The sequence below is a fragment of the Sulfurospirillum sp. hDNRA2 genome (assembly GCF_024206095.2).
Taxonomy (GTDB): Bacteria; Campylobacterota; Campylobacteria; order Campylobacterales; family Sulfurospirillaceae; genus Sulfurospirillum.
In genome coordinates this window covers 1-15,209 of the sequence record NZ_CP159800.1, presented here as the reverse complement: position 1 = coordinate 15,209, position 15,209 = coordinate 1, and the positions used below count along the sequence as shown (strand labels likewise).

The 15,209-nt window shown below is 41.0% G+C and carries 13 protein-coding genes, 4 tRNA genes and 1 other RNA gene; 6 read left to right on the top strand and 12 right to left on the bottom strand.

Features of this window, described 5'->3' with window-relative positions; genetic code table 11:
* Window positions 1-9: 9 nt before the first annotated feature.
* Both NL930_RS00090 and ilvD read right to left on the bottom strand, forming a co-directional pair.
* Window positions 10-648: a MarC family protein gene (locus NL930_RS00090; RefSeq protein WP_060824933.1), complete on the bottom strand. Its 639-nt coding sequence runs from the start codon at window positions 646-648 to the stop codon at window positions 10-12.
* Window positions 648-2,330 carry a dihydroxy-acid dehydratase gene (ilvD, locus tag NL930_RS00085; protein WP_039675424.1) on the bottom strand — a complete coding sequence of 561 codons (1,683 nt, stop codon included), beginning with the start codon at window positions 2,328-2,330 and terminating at the stop codon, window positions 648-650. Before ilvD ends, NL930_RS00090 begins: the two co-directional genes overlap by 1 nt.
* Before the next feature lie 128 nt (window positions 2,331-2,458).
* Between ilvD and NL930_RS00080 the strand changes: the two genes are divergently transcribed.
* From NL930_RS00080 to NL930_RS00065, 4 genes are all read left to right on the top strand, one after another.
* A tRNA-Gly gene (locus NL930_RS00080) sits at window positions 2,459-2,533 on the top strand.
* A 28-nt stretch (window positions 2,534-2,561) separates the two neighbouring features.
* Window positions 2,562-2,649: transfer RNA gene (locus NL930_RS00075), tRNA-Leu, on the top strand.
* Window positions 2,650-2,668: 19 nt separating this feature from the next.
* Window positions 2,669-2,742 (top strand) — tRNA-Cys (locus NL930_RS00070).
* Between the two features lie 26 nt (window positions 2,743-2,768).
* Window positions 2,769-2,856: transfer RNA gene (locus tag NL930_RS00065), tRNA-Ser, on the top strand.
* Window positions 2,857-2,938: 82 nt separating this feature from the next.
* On the opposite strand, the gene NL930_RS00060 is transcribed toward NL930_RS00065, so the two are convergent.
* Both NL930_RS00060 and NL930_RS00055 read right to left on the bottom strand, forming a co-directional pair.
* Window positions 2,939-3,562 carry a tetratricopeptide repeat protein gene (locus NL930_RS00060; protein ID WP_254376953.1) on the bottom strand — a complete coding sequence of 208 codons (624 nt, stop codon included), beginning with the start codon at window positions 3,560-3,562 and terminating at the stop codon, window positions 2,939-2,941.
* A gap of 9 nt (window positions 3,563-3,571) precedes the next feature.
* Window positions 3,572-4,240: a hypothetical protein gene (locus NL930_RS00055; protein WP_254376952.1), complete on the bottom strand. Its 669-nt coding sequence runs from the start codon at window positions 4,238-4,240 to the stop codon at window positions 3,572-3,574.
* A 125-nt stretch (window positions 4,241-4,365) separates the two neighbouring features.
* On the opposite strand from NL930_RS00055, the gene NL930_RS00050 reads away from it, so the two are divergent.
* Window positions 4,366-5,556 carry a multidrug effflux MFS transporter gene (locus NL930_RS00050; RefSeq protein WP_039671794.1) on the top strand — a complete coding sequence of 397 codons (1,191 nt, stop codon included), beginning with the start codon at window positions 4,366-4,368 and terminating at the stop codon, window positions 5,554-5,556.
* Here the strand turns inward: NL930_RS00050 and mutY are convergent.
* Together mutY and NL930_RS00040 are read right to left on the bottom strand one after the other, a co-directional pair.
* Entirely contained in the window at window positions 5,503-6,489 is a 987-nt protein-coding gene (gene mutY / locus NL930_RS00045) for an A/G-specific adenine glycosylase (protein ID WP_256497264.1), read from the bottom strand. The genes NL930_RS00050 and mutY overlap by 54 nt on opposite strands.
* Window positions 6,474-7,148: a uracil-DNA glycosylase gene (locus tag NL930_RS00040; protein WP_254376950.1), complete on the bottom strand. Its 675-nt coding sequence runs from the start codon at window positions 7,146-7,148 to the stop codon at window positions 6,474-6,476. The genes mutY and NL930_RS00040 overlap by 16 nt, the downstream gene beginning before the upstream one ends.
* A 51-nt stretch (window positions 7,149-7,199) precedes the next feature.
* Here NL930_RS00040 and ffs point away from each other — a divergent pair.
* Window positions 7,200-7,297: signal recognition particle sRNA small type (gene ffs / locus NL930_RS00035), an RNA gene on the top strand.
* Between the two features lie 21 nt (window positions 7,298-7,318).
* On the opposite strand, the gene NL930_RS00030 is transcribed toward ffs, so the two are convergent.
* The 6 genes from NL930_RS00030 to dnaA all read right to left on the bottom strand — a co-directional run bounded on the left by NL930_RS00030 (window position 7,319) and on the right by dnaA (window position 15,209).
* Entirely contained in the window at window positions 7,319-8,530 is a 1,212-nt protein-coding gene (locus tag NL930_RS00030) for an HD domain-containing protein (RefSeq protein ID WP_254376949.1), read from the bottom strand.
* Window positions 8,524-8,919: a preQ(1) synthase gene (gene queF, locus NL930_RS00025; protein WP_039671798.1), complete on the bottom strand. Its 396-nt coding sequence runs from the start codon at window positions 8,917-8,919 to the stop codon at window positions 8,524-8,526. Before queF ends, NL930_RS00030 begins: the two co-directional genes overlap by 7 nt.
* Complete coding sequence (locus tag NL930_RS00020; RefSeq protein WP_254376948.1) at window positions 8,906-10,321, bottom strand: GGDEF domain-containing protein; 1,416 nt, start codon at window positions 10,319-10,321, stop codon at window positions 8,906-8,908. The genes queF and NL930_RS00020 overlap by 14 nt, the downstream gene beginning before the upstream one ends.
* Window positions 10,321-12,633, bottom strand: a complete 2,313-nt coding sequence (gene gyrB, locus NL930_RS00015; protein ID WP_254376947.1) for a DNA topoisomerase (ATP-hydrolyzing) subunit B — start codon at window positions 12,631-12,633, stop codon at window positions 10,321-10,323. The genes NL930_RS00020 and gyrB overlap by 1 nt, the downstream gene beginning before the upstream one ends.
* A gap of 25 nt (window positions 12,634-12,658) precedes the next feature.
* Window positions 12,659-13,726: a DNA polymerase III subunit beta gene (gene dnaN, locus NL930_RS00010; RefSeq protein WP_254376946.1), complete on the bottom strand. Its 1,068-nt coding sequence runs from the start codon at window positions 13,724-13,726 to the stop codon at window positions 12,659-12,661.
* 157 nt (window positions 13,727-13,883) lie between these two features.
* On the bottom strand, window positions 13,884-15,209 hold the full coding sequence (gene dnaA, locus NL930_RS00005; RefSeq protein ID WP_041962779.1) for a chromosomal replication initiator protein DnaA: 1,326 nt from the start codon (window positions 15,207-15,209) through the stop codon (window positions 13,884-13,886).

The following is a 15,209-nucleotide window of genomic DNA, read 5'->3' as shown; positions in this document are numbered from 1 at the left end:
AAACCATCCTTACATGTAATGTTTCGCAAGCACGCTGATGCCGCCTACGATAAATTGCACCGCTATCGCTCCGACGATCAAACCCATCAAACGACTCACGATCTTTTGTCCCGTAATGCCCAAATAATGACGGATATAAATACTGTTTTTAAACGCAAGATAGACGCTAAACGCCACGATAAGATATGCCATAATCAATGCCGCAAGGGAAGCGACGCTTTCGCTATGCCCGCGTAAAATGATGATCGTTGCAAAAATTCCAGGGCCAAACGTAATCGGAATGCCCAAAGGAATAACCGAAAATTCATCGTTTTTGATGGCTTCTTCGCGCTCTTCTTCGGTTTGATTTTTCGACTCCATAGAGCCTTGAACCATCTTAATTGCCGTCAGCAACAAAATAATACCGCCCATGACTTTCAGCGAATCGATCTCAATACCGAAAAGGTTGAGTAAAAAATTACCGCTCAAAAGTACGACGAAAAAAGCGACGATAATCGTCATCGTCGCTTTAGCCGCAATTTTATCGATATGCGCTTTGGTCGTATTTTGGGGCAAAAGCGAAAGCATAATCGCACTGACGCCCAAAGGATCAACGATTGCCATCATCGTAATGGTATGTTGTAACAAGAGGTTGAAAAAATCCGCCATTACGCCTCTTCGGTACGAAGAACCGCGCCGCTACTGGCGTTGGTCACCAATTGGCGGTATTGTTTCAACCAGCTTCCTTGAATCGTTTTGACTTTGGGTTTAAATGCCGCTTTACGGCGCGCCAATTCCGCCTCGTCGATCAAGGCTTCGATACTGTACGCATCGACGTCGATTTGAATCGTATCGCCGTCTTGAAGAAGGCCGATTAGCCCGCCCTCGGCAGCTTCGGGACTGACGTGCCCGATGCTAAATCCTCTGGTCGCACCCGAAAAACGCCCGTCGGTGATGAGCGCTACGTCGGCACCTAATCCCATTCCCATGATCAAACTGGTCGGAGAAAGCATCTCTTGCATTCCAGGTCCCCCGCGCGGTCCTTCGTAGCGAATCACGACCACGTCGCCTTTTTTGACTTTACCGCCCACGATTCCCGAGAGTGCCTCTTGTTGCGAATCAAAACAAACCGCTTTACCGATAAATTGACGACCGCCCACGATACCCGCCGTTTTAATGACGCATCCCGCTTGTGCCAAATTGCCGAATAAAATCGCCAATCCGCCCACTTTGGAGTAAGGATTTTCTAGGGTATGAATGACGGTCGTATCTTTAATTTCCGCAGTAGCGATACGTTCGCCGATCGTTTCGCCCGTCACGGTTAAATTATCTAGATGCAAAATGCCGTTATCGCGTCGGCTGACCTCTTTCATAACGGCGTTCATGCCGCCCGCTTTGTTGATGTCTTCCATGTGAACGGTCGAAAGCGAAGGCGAAATTTTCGCGATATGCGAAACGTTTTTACTAATTTCGTTAATATCTTTAATCGCGAAATTAACGCCCGCTTCTTTGGCGATGGCTAACATGTGAAGAACCGTATTGGAACTTCCTCCCATGGCCATATCGATCGCAAATGCGTTACGAACGGCTTTTTCATTCAAGATATTTTTCAATTTAAAACGATCGTCGAGGGCAATTTCACAGATACGTTTGGCCGCCTTGCGTATTAACGCTTCGCGTTCCGGTGTGAGTGCCGGAATCGTACCGTTACCGGGAAGGGCGATGCCCATGGCTTCCATCAACGTATTCATACTATTAGCGGTAAACATCCCCGAACACGAACCGCCGCTTGGACAGGCATTACACTCGATATCTACCAATTCTGCTTCGCTAATATCGCCTTTTTCGAACTTTCCGACGGCTTCGAAAGCAGAGTTTAAATCAAGCGGTGCGCCCTCTTTCGTATAACCTTTTTTCATCGGTCCGCCGCTGACGAAAACCGTCGGAACGTTAACCCTTAACGCGCCCATAATCATACCCGGTACTATCTTGTCGCAATTGGGAATACAAATCATCGCATCCAACATATGTGCATTCATCATGGTTTCAATCGAATTGGCGATCAACTCGCGGCTCGGAAGCGAATACAGCATCCCGTCATGCCCCATTGCAATCCCGTCGTCGACGCCGATCGTGTTAAACTCAAACGGAACGCATCCGTTTTTACGAATCTCGTCCTTAATGATCACGGCGTACTCATGCAAAAAGAAATGCCCCGGAATAATATCGATATACGAATTGGCTACGCCGATAAACGGTTTGTTAAAATCTTCGTCTTTAAGACCCGTTGCCCGAAACAAACTCCGATGAGGTGCTCTGTTATACCCTTTTTTGACTTGATCGCTACGCATCAATCTTCCTTAAAAAATTTTTTAAATTATAGCAAAACCACCCTAAAAAAATTTGCCTTTCACAAATTTAACGAAGATGACTTTACATTTTTCAAAAAAACTGCTATACTCTCATCTCTTTTTTAAATGCGGGAATAGCTCAGTGGTAGAGCACGACCTTGCCAAGGTCGGGGTCGCGAGTTCGAACCTCGTTTCCCGCTCCATTTAGTTTTTTTAAAAAAGAAATGCGTTGCCCGGATGGCGAAATTGGTAGACGCAAGGGACTTAAAATCCCTCGGGAGTTTTTCCTGTGCCGGTTCAAATCCGGCTCCGGGCACCACCTGATTTAAGAATTCGGTGGCGATATAGCCAAGCGGTAAGGCATGGGCCTGCAAAGCCTTGATCCCCGGTTCAAATCCGGGTGTCGCCTCCAAAATTTGCAAATATGTTTCTTCGTCTCGGGAGATGGCAGAGCGGTTTAATGCGGCGGTCTTGAAAACCGTTGAGGGTAATACCTCCGGGGGTTCGAATCCCTCTCTCCCGGCCACTCCTTTAAAAACCCCTAAAATACGCCTTATTAAAACGCTAATTCAATTCTTAAGTGCAAAATAACACTTATAATTTTTCTATCACTCTTTGAGCAATAGAGCGTTTTTGCATCCGAGATCAAAACCCATCGTGCATGCTTGAGAGAACAACTCGATTGCTTTTTGCCTGTTTTGAACCACGCCTTGTCCGTCACGGTACATCACGCCTAGATTAAAGCAACTTTTTTCATAACCTTCATTGCATGTTTGTTGAAAAAGTTTTGCGGCTTCAACAAAGTTTTTTCGCACGCCTTCACCTTTATAGTACATGAGTGCGGTCGAATAGCACCCTCTCGTATGTCCTTTTTCGCAGGCTTGATAATAAAGCGTGAATGCCTTTATCGTATCTTGCGTAACGCCTTCGCCTTTTTCGTACATTATGCCAAGATTATAGCAACTATCGACAAATCCTCCCTCACATGCTTTTGTCAATAACATCCTTGCTTTTTGATCGTCTTTATAAACGCCCACACCTTCGTCGTACATCAGCGCAAGGTTATAGCATGCCTCCATTACGTTATTATCGCAGGCTTCTTCAAAAAAGAGGCTTGCCGCCATATAGTTTCCTTTTTCATAGGCACCGAGTCCTTCGCTTAAAGCATCGGCGTGAAGCATACCGATACTGAAATAAAACCCTATCGCGATTTTAAAGATAAGAGCTTTCATCGTATCTCCTTAATAATATTTGCCCTTGTACGTTATTTCGTCAAACAACAGCTCTTCCAAGAGTTCGGGGAAAAGGCGCATAACAATGAACAACGCCGTATTATTAGCAATCGACATCGGCGTATTTGCCGTGGAAATCGCTTGATCGAGGTAACTTTGATCTTCTTTGGCAAACCGCTTGATCGAATAAATAAAATCTTTGATCGTCTCTTTAGCCGAAGCATCGTTTGCACTTGTTGGAAATAATTCGTGCAACCGCTTCAAATCCCAAATCGAAGGTGCAAAAATCTCTTGAATACTCGGTGTCGCCAAAAATGCGCTAAATGCCGTTTTAACGTCAAAATCGATAATCTTGCTCGGCTTATCGTTTCCGATAAAGAAGATCGCCTCGCGCGTTACTTCTCCGCCGTAAATCTGTTTTTCTTGAAATCGATGTGCAATAAAAACTGCCCGTTTTCCGATTCTTTGACTAATTGCATCGCTGCATTTGAGTTTTTTCCATACAAGTTCGCGGTACTCTTTGGGAGGGTTTTTCCCGTTCAAAATAACCGATTTAATAGCATTTTGCTCGTTTGCGTCCACACCCTCGACCGTAACATTCGCATGGTTCGCCGCTTTATCATTGCAACCGAGCAAAAGCCACGCCGTGATCAAAAGGGTTAACCATTTTCGCAACATAGACGCTCCTTTACACCTTTGACTTTATTGTATAACGCAACGACTTAAATCATTCAAAAGGATTTTATTAACATTCAATTTAACCTAATCGCCTATAATCTTTTAAAAAATTACGGAAAAAAAGAATGCACCACTCTTTAAGCGAACGTCAGTTGATCCTTATTCTCGCCTCTTTATCGGCAATTTCTCCTTTGTCGATCGACATGTATTTACCGGCATTTCCCTCCATCGCAAGCGACCTTCATACTTCCATACCCAATGTCGAATTTAGCCTCAGTCTTTTTTTCTTCGGTATTGCGATGGGTCAGCTTTTCGGCGGGCCTATTTCGGACGCCTACGGAAGAAAGCCGCTGATTAGCATCGGATTGATTCTTTTCGGACTCAGTAGCTTTGCGCTTATTTTTACGCATGATATTACGCTTTTTTGGATTTTACGCGCGATTCAATCTTTCGGCGGCGGCATCGCTACGGTCAACGTCTCTGCAACTGTGCGCGATCGATACGAGGGTAAAGAGAGTGCGCGCGTCTTTTCACTGATTGCTATGATTATGCTAACCGCGCCGTTAATCGCACCTACGCTCGGTGCTTTATTTTTAAAACTTTTTTCATGGCGAAGTATTTTTGTTTTCTTGTGCATTTATGCCTTTATGATTCTTACGATCTACTTTTTTTTCTTTCCCAAAGGCATGCAAACCAACACGAAAGTAACTCCTTTTCAAAATTACAAACGCGTTTTAAGCCATAAAACGGCGATGGTTTTGATCGTATCGCAAATATTGTGCTCATCCGGGATGTACACGTTCATTACCTCTTCGTCGTTTATTTATATGGAACATTTTCACATCGGAGCGACGCTTTTTTCGTTTTTCTTCGCAAGTAACGTCATCTTACTGATGCTGACAGGTAGGCTCAACGCCCATCTTGTCAAACGTATCGAGCCTTTTTACCTCTTGCGTTTCGGTATGGTTTTGCAAGCATTTTTGGGTTTTTTACTTTTTATACTTCGCGATCAAAGCATTGCTTTTATTTTCCCGTTGATTATGCTTTACATCGGCTCTTTAGGTTTTATTTTTTCCAACTCGGTTTCACTGACGTTGGAATTTTTCCCGAACATCAGTGCGTCCGCGAACGCGATTATCGGCGTTTTACAGTACAGTATGGGTGCTTTGATGGGCTTTGTCGCAAGCTTTTTGCATGATGGAACGCTTTTACCCGTTATGGGCGTGATGATGGGAGTAAGTCTTTGCAGCGTGACGCTCTTTTTAGTCGGTGTTCGAAATGATGCTTTTCATCATCATACTACGCCAGCATCGTAGTATTTTTTTATCGACCGTCGAGAGGGCTAACGAGGCTATTGCCTCTTCATCAAACCAACCGTCGAGTGCTTTGCCGCAATATCGCGGTTGAAACACTTCGAGTTCGAGTTTGAAATGACTATAGGTGTGACGGACAATACCTAAAAAACGACCTTCGGGTTTTTTATCCGTTTGCACAAAACCCCAAAGTCCGTGTAAAAGCCTCTCTTTACGTTGAATCAATCCTAATTTTCCCTCCTGAATCACAACCGAAGCAAACCGTTTTTTAATCGGAATTTTCGGTTTTTTAACGCTTTGCGGATAACTTTCGGGATTCGTTTTGCCTTGACATGTCAGTTTCATCGGACACGCATTACATGTAGGATTTTTAGACGTACAAACCATCGAGCCTAAATCCATCATCGCTTGATTATACTCAAAGGGGCGTTTCGTATCCAAAAGCTCCCATGCTTTTTGCCACAATACATTTTCATTCTTGACATGTAAGGCAAAATAGCGGCATAAAACACGCTTAACGTTGGCATCTAAAATCGGTAATGCTTGGCGATAGGCAAACGCACAGATCGCATGTGCCGTACTTTTCCCGATTCCTTTAAGTCCACCGAGTTCTTCGGGAGTTTTCGGCAAAACCCCCTGACATGTCAGCGCCGTATGATGAAGGTTTTTAGCCCGCGTGTAATATCCAAGACCTTCCCATGCTTTTAAAACATCGTCCAAAGGAGCTTCGGCTACACTTTGAAGGGTTTCAAATCGCTTTAAAAACGGAAAATAAAACCGCTCCAAAACGGTTTTAACTTGCGTTTGCTGAAGCATAATCTCGCTGAGATAAATGCGATACGCATCATCGGTCTGTCGCCACGGCAAATCGTGACGACCGTTAGTTTGATACCACGCGTAAAGGCGATCGTGAACGACGCTTAAGAAAGACACCATTGAATCGGTTGTTGTCGGGTTTGAATCAAATAGTCGTTACTTTTGGAAAACGGTTTTGAACCAAAAAATCCGCGATAACTTGATAAAGGTGAAGGGTGAACGGAACGCAAAATGAGATGTTTTTTTGCATCGATCAGCGAAGCTTTCGCACCGGCGGGACTTCCCCAAAGAATAAAAACAAGATGCTCTTTTTGCGCACTTAGACGTTTGATAACCTCGTCCGTAAAGATTTCCCATCCTTGTCCGCGATGCGAATTAGCTTCGCCCGCACGTACGGTTAAAACGGTGTTGAGCAAAAAAACACCCTGATTTGCCCATGCGCTCAAGGTTCCGTTTTGAGGGATAGGGCATCCTAAGTCATCGTGAAGCTCTTTGAAAATATTTTGCAAAGAGGGAGGATGCGGCACGCCTTCTTGCACCGAAAAAGAGAGTCCATGTGCTTGACCTTTTCCATGATAAGGATCTTGCCCTAAAATAACCACTTTAACTTTGTCAAATGGCGTATGATCAAACGCCGCAAAAATATTAGCACCGCTTGGATAAATCGTAAAACGTTTTTTTTCTTCGAGCAAAAAAGCTTTTAAGGTCTCAAAATAGGGTTTTTGAAACTCGTCCAATAAAACCTTCTTCCAACTTGCTTCAATTTTAGGATCGACCATACGCTTCCTCTATGTTTTTTAAGAATTTTTGGGTAAAATACGCTTCGCCTTCTTCTAGACCTGTGCAACGTCTTCTAAGAGCATCGCTTCAGGGTGGGAACACAGCAGAGCACTTTTTTAAGGTGTGTGCCGCAGCCATCTGGAAGAGGGTTTTTTATTTTATACTTCTTTTACGCTCCAAAATAGTTTTCAATTTCCAAGGCTAACTCGTAAAAATCGGCATTGCCCATTTTCCCTTTTTCTTTGAGCTTTTGACGAATATGTTCTTTACCTTGGATCAACTCTTTGGATTTGACGCCGTGCGAAATCGAAAGCGTGGCTTCGATAAATGCGGCTAAATTATCGCAATTTTTAAGCGCTTTACCGTCGATGGTATGGAATTGCTCTTCGTTGTATTCGCAAGGATCGTCGATCGCCGTTATTTCATGCTCAAAAATGCGATTCATAAATTCATCTTTATGATTGTCGCCGTACAAACCGAGCAAATACTTAAACTCTTTGAGTAGACCCTCAGGTAAATTCGGTAAAATCTCTTCTTCGATCATCTTAATTTCAAATTCGCTGATAATGTCGTCCAAACCGCTCACGGAATATTTGACCGGAGAGATAATATCGCGCGTTAAAGCTTCGGGAAGATCGTGAAAAAGAGCACAAAAAAAGTTATTAACCAAACGGGTGTCGCACGCTTTGGCCGAGAGCGAATAAAAATAACCCAAAATTGCAACGATCAGCATGTGTCCCAAAACGGACGTTTCGGGAATGCGCGGCGTTTGCGCCCAACGTTTTTGAAAACGAAGACGTCCGCTTAGATCGATTACTTTCGAAATTTTCTTATTCATCGCCATTTTTCGAATGCTAATCAGCTCGTAATAATCTTCAATTTCCTCTTCGACCGCTTCTTTAACACGGTCGATATTGTTTAAAAATTGGCTCGTTTGATACACGATCGAAAATTCCCAACGCGTTGACATGTAAGAAGCTGCTTTCAAAATAAAACGCTCTTTTTTATACATGGAACTATCGCTGATATACGTCTCAAACCGTCGGTAAAACGCTCCGTTTTCAATTTCATTGAGCGAATCGTACAGTTGGGAAAGCACCCACGTATTAATCTCTTTTTCTTTTTTTTGAAGCGCTCTTCGAAAGACGTCCGGACGAATATCGGTCACGACCACACGGCGTAAAAATTCAAAAATACCCGCTTCAATCAATGAACGCATATCGATACTTTCGTCGCCTTCCATTTTCGCCACGAAATAAGCGATAATAAACTTGTGTGCTTGTTTGTCGAGTTCTACCAGCTCCACCATACGCGGATAGTCGTTCCAACGTTGAATAGACGCCGCGCCGAAGAATTGTTCGATGAGTTTCGGATTTAACATGTGCTCTCGTTTCGTACGACTTTAGAATCGATCTCGATAACGGTATGAACGTTTCCGCGTGGATTAAAATCGGCAACGACTTTGAGCCACTTGGGTTTGAGTTTAGTGTCTAAAAGATCGTAAATTTCATTCGCCGAATTTTCATGGCTAATATTACGATTCATAAAACTGTTGATGTAAAGTTTGATCGCTTTTAACTCTACCACCCATTCGTTTGGAATATAATCGATGTAAATCGTTGCAAAATCGGGGTAACCGCTTCGTGGACACAAACAACAAAACTCCGGCAAGGTCAATTTAATGACGTAATTTTTTTTGTGTTGATTCGGCCAAATTTCCAAATCTTTTTCAACATCGAACTCTTTAATAATTTTTTCACCGTATTTCATCTATTTCTCCTATGGTTTTGGGCTTTGAAATATAAAACCCCTGTATAAAATCAGGCTCGTACGCTTTTGCTTTATCAAAAAGAGCCTTTTTATCGACAAATTTTATCATAGTCCGAATGTGAAGCGACCTTGCCAACTCAATATAATGCTTGAGCAAAATACGGTACGTATCCGCTTCAATATTTTTAGTAAATTCAATATCAAATTTTATCCAATCAATCGTAAGATATTTTAAATACTCGATACTCGCGTTATTCCCGCCGAAATTTCCAAGTGCAATTTTAAAACCGAGTTCTCGGTAACTTTTAACAATTTCATTAAAACGCCCCATCTCTTCGTAGCTTTTTTTTTCAATAATTTCAAGAATAAAACGATTCGGATCGATTTTGAGACGTTTAAAAAGCATTTGAAGGTAACGCTTAAAAGCAGTATTTCGCAGCGAAACCGGCGAAATTTCAATGCAAAACAACGCATCGGTTTGTTCTAAAAGCGGTTTTAACTCTTCTAAAAGCAACCCAAAAACTTTTTCGTCGAACTCTTTTTCGTATCCCGCATGGTTGACAATACGTTGAATTTGTTGCTTACTAAGAATACCTTGTTCTTGTAAATCGATACGCGTTAAAATTTCATACAGTTTTTGGGAACGGTCGTCGTATTTTACGCAGGGTTGATATTTAAAAAAAAGACGGTTTTCCTGAATAGCATGAACAATCATTTTATTCATAGCATCGGGTTTTAATACTATTGTTTTTTCTTCTTTTTTATCCGTTTCTTCGCTCAATAAAATCAATTTTTCAACGATGTTTTCCGTCGATTCGTCGTAATGTGCTCCAATCATCGCAAAATCGATTTTAACTTCGATATTATCGATACCGACATTTTGAATGCTTTTTGTAAAAAGCATCATAAAGTGTTTTAGCTCTAAAGAAGGATAACGCGTATAAAAAAGAAACATACTGTTACTGTAACGACCGATCGGTACGTTTTTTAAATGATGTTCAGTCAAAAACGCTTGTAATTTTTCAATCAATTTTTTCAAAACGCTATCACCGTTATTAAAGCCGTAGCGATCGTTAATATCACTCAAATTTTTGACATGTAATAAAACAATCAGTGTTTGATCTTTTTGTTTGATCTTTTCAATTTTTGAGAGAATTTTTGTTCGATTAAATGTTTTAGTAATCGGATCGATCAGCGTCGTTTGAAAACCGTAATAGATCAAATAAACCGTGTAATACACGTAAACGGGAATTAATAAAATGAGAAGAATAAAATTGAGCGTATCGTGCTTAAAAAGCTGTGATGCATGAAAAAATATGCCCAAGAGAAGAAGAAAAGGAAAGGCGATTTTTAAGGCGGTAATAAATCGATTTTCTCTTTCCTTAATCTCTGAATAGAGCATTAAACGTCCAAGTGTTTAACGTCTTTGGCGTGATCTTGAATGTATTGTCGGCGCGGCTCGACTTCATCGCCCATGAAAAGCGTAAAGGTTTCGCTTGCAAGTTCGGCGTCTTCGACTTTAACTTGCAATAAACGCCTGTTTTCGGGATTCATCGTTGTTTCCCAAAGCTGTTCTGGATTCATTTCACCCAGACCTTTATAACGTTGAATATAAGCGCCTTTTTTAGCATTTTTTTCAATTTCGTCTAAAATTTCAATCGGATCGCGTCCTTCAAAAACGTCAAAATCGCGCTCTTGAATTTTGCCGTAAATATAACGTGCCTCTTCGTATAAAGCATTGCCGTAAAAAGTATCGTCTAAGAGTAACTCTTCCAAGCCGTCATTGGTTTGAATAAACAGATGAAGACTCTCAGGCGTAATATAATGGTTTAATAAATTGTATCCGACTTTTTGAATATACGCTTTAATCGCTTCGAAAAGCTCGTGTGAAGGAAGAGAGATTAAATCCGGATTTTCAATTAAATAACGAACCACTTCGATCATCGAAAAGCGTTTTTCAAGCTCTTTTAAAATACCGCGATACGCTGCGATAATTTTAAAATAATCGATTAAATCCGGCGTTCCAACGCCTTCAATTTCCATCGTTTCCAAACCAGACTCGATTAAGAAAGCATTCATTTCGGTATCGTCTTTGAGATAAATCTCTTTTTTACCCTTTTTATAGCGATACAACGGCGGTTGTGCTAAATAGACGTAACCGTTATCGACGATCGGTCGCAAGAAACGGAATAAAAACGTTAAAAGAAGCGTTTGAATATGACTACCGTCGACATCGGCATCGGTCATAATAATGAGTTTGTGGTAACGTAATTTTTCTTCGTTAAACTCATCGCCGATACCGCATCCAAGAGCAGTAATCATATTTTTGATTTCGTCCGATTTTAAAATTTTATCCAAGCGGCTTTTTTCAACATTTAAGATTTTACCTTTAAGCGGCAAAATGGCTTGAAAAACCCTATCACGTCCCTGTTTTGCCGAACCGCCCGCACTATCGCCCTCGACGAGGTAAAGTTCACAAATGGAAGGGTCTTTACTTTGGCAATCCGCCAATTTTCCCGGAAGCGTACCGATGCTCATGGCATCTTTTCGACGCGTTAAATCACGCGCGTTTTTAGCCGCTTCACGACCGCGTGCCGCCATAAGGGCTTTATTCATAATGGCTTTGGCTTCGATCGGATTTTCTTCAAAATATTTAACTAATTGCTCATAAACCAATTTTTGAACAATCGGTTTAACGTACGAACTTCCGAGCTTTCCTTTGGTTTGACCTTCAAATTGCGGTTCGGGAACTTTAACGCTCACAATAGCGATCAAACCTTCACGCACGTCATCACCCGTAATTTTGGCATCTTTTTCGCGGATACCTGCGTTTAAAGAGATGTAATTGGTAATAGCTCGCGTCAAACCGGCGCGAAAACCGCTTTCATGCGTTCCGCCGTCGATGGTTTTAATGTTGTTGACAAACGAATACACGATCTCGCTGTAGGTCGAATTGTACATCATCGCGATATCGACTTCTACGTCTTCCACGCTTGCCGTATAGTGAACCGCTTCGGCAACTTTTTCTTTTTTGTTAAGATCAAGAACAAACTGTCTGATACCGCCCTCAAAATGGTACGTTTCGGCGCGTCCGTCACGTCCGTCTTTAAGTTCGATTTTAATTTTAGGATTTAAATAAGCAAGTTCGCGAAAACGTTGCGCCAAAATTTCAAATTGAAACTCTGTCGTTTCAAAAATCGTACCATCAGGCCAAAATTCAATCGTTGTTCCCGTTCGATTCGTGGTTTTAACAATATCTAAAGGCGTTTGAGGAATACCGCACGCAAATTCTTGGCGATGTTCGTTTCCCTCGCGCTTGATCGTTGCAACAAGTTTAGACGAAAGTGCATTTACGACCGAAACACCTACACCGTGCAAACCGCCGCTCACTTTATAGGTATCTTTGTCAAACTTTCCGCCGGCATGTAAGACGGTTAGAACAACCGTTGCGGCAGACATATTTTCGCCTTCATGCCAACCGACGGGAATTCCCCGTCCGTTATCGGTAATAATCGCCGATCCTTCGCGTGTCAATTCCACTTTAATATGATCGCAATAGCCTGCCATTGCCTCATCGATAGAGTTATCGACGACTTCGTAAATTAAATGGTGTAAGCCGTTGATATTCGTGTCGCCGATATACATACCAGGGCGTTTACGAACCGCTTCAAGGCCTTTTAAAACTTTAATATTGTCTGCACCGTAAGTACTCATAATTTCTCCGCTTCTTTAATAATTCTTATATCATAATCGGCATAACGATCGTCATAAAATTTTCACTTTCTAAGGTAAAAGGAAGACCGCTATCGTTAAAACCTAAGGTAAAACTGTTGTTTTCGATGTGAGATAGAAAATCTAAAACGTAACGGCTGTTTACTGCAAGGTAAATTTCGTTTTCAAGTCCCGTATGAAAATCTATTTCCGTTTTTGCTTCAATGTTATCGTCGTTTAAACTCTCAAAAATAATCTTTTCGGATTGAAACGTGAGTTTAATTTCCGCCGAAATAATTGCAATTTGTTTGATTGCATCGATCATTAATTCTCGACTGAGCGAGAGTGAATAATTTTTTGTTTTAGGAATAATGCGTGCGTAATCGGGAAATTTACCGTTAATGAGCTTTGTGTAGAAGGTAAAATAGCTCGATTGTGCAATCAACGTATTTTCATCGTAGAAAATTTCAATTTCGTCGAAAAAGAGTTTTTGAATTTCCGAAATGGCTTTTTTAGGAATAATTAACGAAAAATTGTGTTCGGTTTGTTGCTCAATACTCATAACCGCCAAACGTTTCGTATCGGTAGCAACCAGATGAATCGTATTGTCTTTAATATCGATCAATGCACCGTTAAGTTCAAATTTTGGATTGTTCGTATCGATGGAAGGGGCAATTTTTTTAATTGCGCGTACCAAAGTTGCACTGTCGATGTTAAATTTCGGTTTGTTGTCGATTGCCGGAAAGATCGGGAAATCGGAAGGATTGAGCATCGGAAGTTTAAATTTGGAATGGCTTTGTTGAATATGAAGATAATCGTTAATCGTTTCAAGTACGATATCATCGTCTTTCAAACTTTTAATAATATCCAAGAGTTTTTTTCCGTTCGCACTAGCTTGACCGAATGCACTAATCAAAACTTCGGGAGTATGGTAACTCAAACCGATCTCATAGTCGGTTGCTTTGATAACGAGTTGATTTTCTTCCGTCGATAAAAGTACATGTGAAGTAATTTGACTCAAATCTTTTTTCTCAAGGTAAGGTTGAGTATTGAGAAGGATGTTTTCTAAAATGCTTTTTTTAATCGAAACTTTCATTGAGTCTCCTTTTTTAATTATTTATTAAAATAGTTGAAGTAGTAGTTTGGGTTGAATGAGTGAAAACAAGATACATTATACCTAAAAATAGGGCTTTTTGTAGTGAAAGTTTTGGTTCTTGTTTTTCACATGTCATCACGTTTTTCTCTAAAACTTTTTATTTTTCTTTGGTCAAAATTTTATTTTTAAGATCTTCAACTTTGAGTTTAAAGGCTTCGTTTGTTTCGATTAGTTCGTTAATTTTTTTAATATTGTGTGAAACTGCCGTATGATCTTTCATGCCGAAATACGATGCCAAAGAAGGCATGGAATTAGGGGTTAGGGTTCTGGCTAAATAAATGCCGATACGTCTGGCTTCGACGATGTTTTTACTGCGCTTGGTCGATTTGATTTCGCTCGGTTTGATATTCAGGTCTTTTGCGATAATTTGAATAATATCTTCAAGGCTGATATTTTCGCGGCGTTCTTTAATTTGTTCGCGCATAACGTTTTTGGCAAAATCAAGCGTAATTTCTTGGCGCATCAATAAGGCATAGGCATTGAGGTTAATAATAGCGCTTTCGATTTCACGGATATTGTCGCCCATATTGGAAGCGATATAATTAACGATATCGCTGTTTAAATTAATGCCGTCAAGTTCACACTTTTTCTTAATAATCGCAATCTTTGTTTCAAGTTCCGGCAGTCCGATATCGGCGATTAAACCCCATTCAAAACGGCTTTTCAGACGATCTTCCAAACCGTTGATCATTTTAGGCGGTTTATCGGACGTTAAAACGATCTGTTTACCGGCAGAGTGCAATTCGTTGAACGTATGAAAAAACTCTTCTTGCGTTTGAATTTTGTTGGATAAAAATTGGGTATCGTCTATAAGTAAAACATCGCAATTGCGGTATTTTTCACGAAATCGATCCATAGACTGGTTACGAAGGTTATAAGTAAAATCGTTCATAAATTGCTCGATCGTTGCGTAAATAACGATTTTTCCTTTGGTTTGACAATAATTGCCTATCGCATGAATCAGGTGGGTTTTACCAAGACCGGTCGGTCCGTAGATAAAAACGGGATTGTACATAATACCCGGTTTTTCGGCGATGGATTTTGCGGCGGTATAAGCGTATTGGTTTGAACTTCCGACGACGAAGCTATCAAACGTGTAGGAAGGATTTAAAATCGTATTTTTAACGTTTTTGATCGCTTCGATCATCTCCACGGAGCTTGATTTAACTTTGGATGTTTTGAGGTGTTCTTTGAGTACTATTTTAATTTCGGGTTTTTTACCCGTTTTGAGTTCAAAAAGATGGGCTATTTTTTCGGCGTATTTCGTTTTAACCCAATTGGAAATCAAAATATTGGGAGCGACAAAAACCATTTGGTCTGAATTGGATGCTTTTTCGTTAAATTTAAGTTGTTTGATGTAGCGTTCAAATTCTAAAGAAGAGATTTCTTCTTTTAAGAGTTCAATAACGGTGTCGGCTAACAA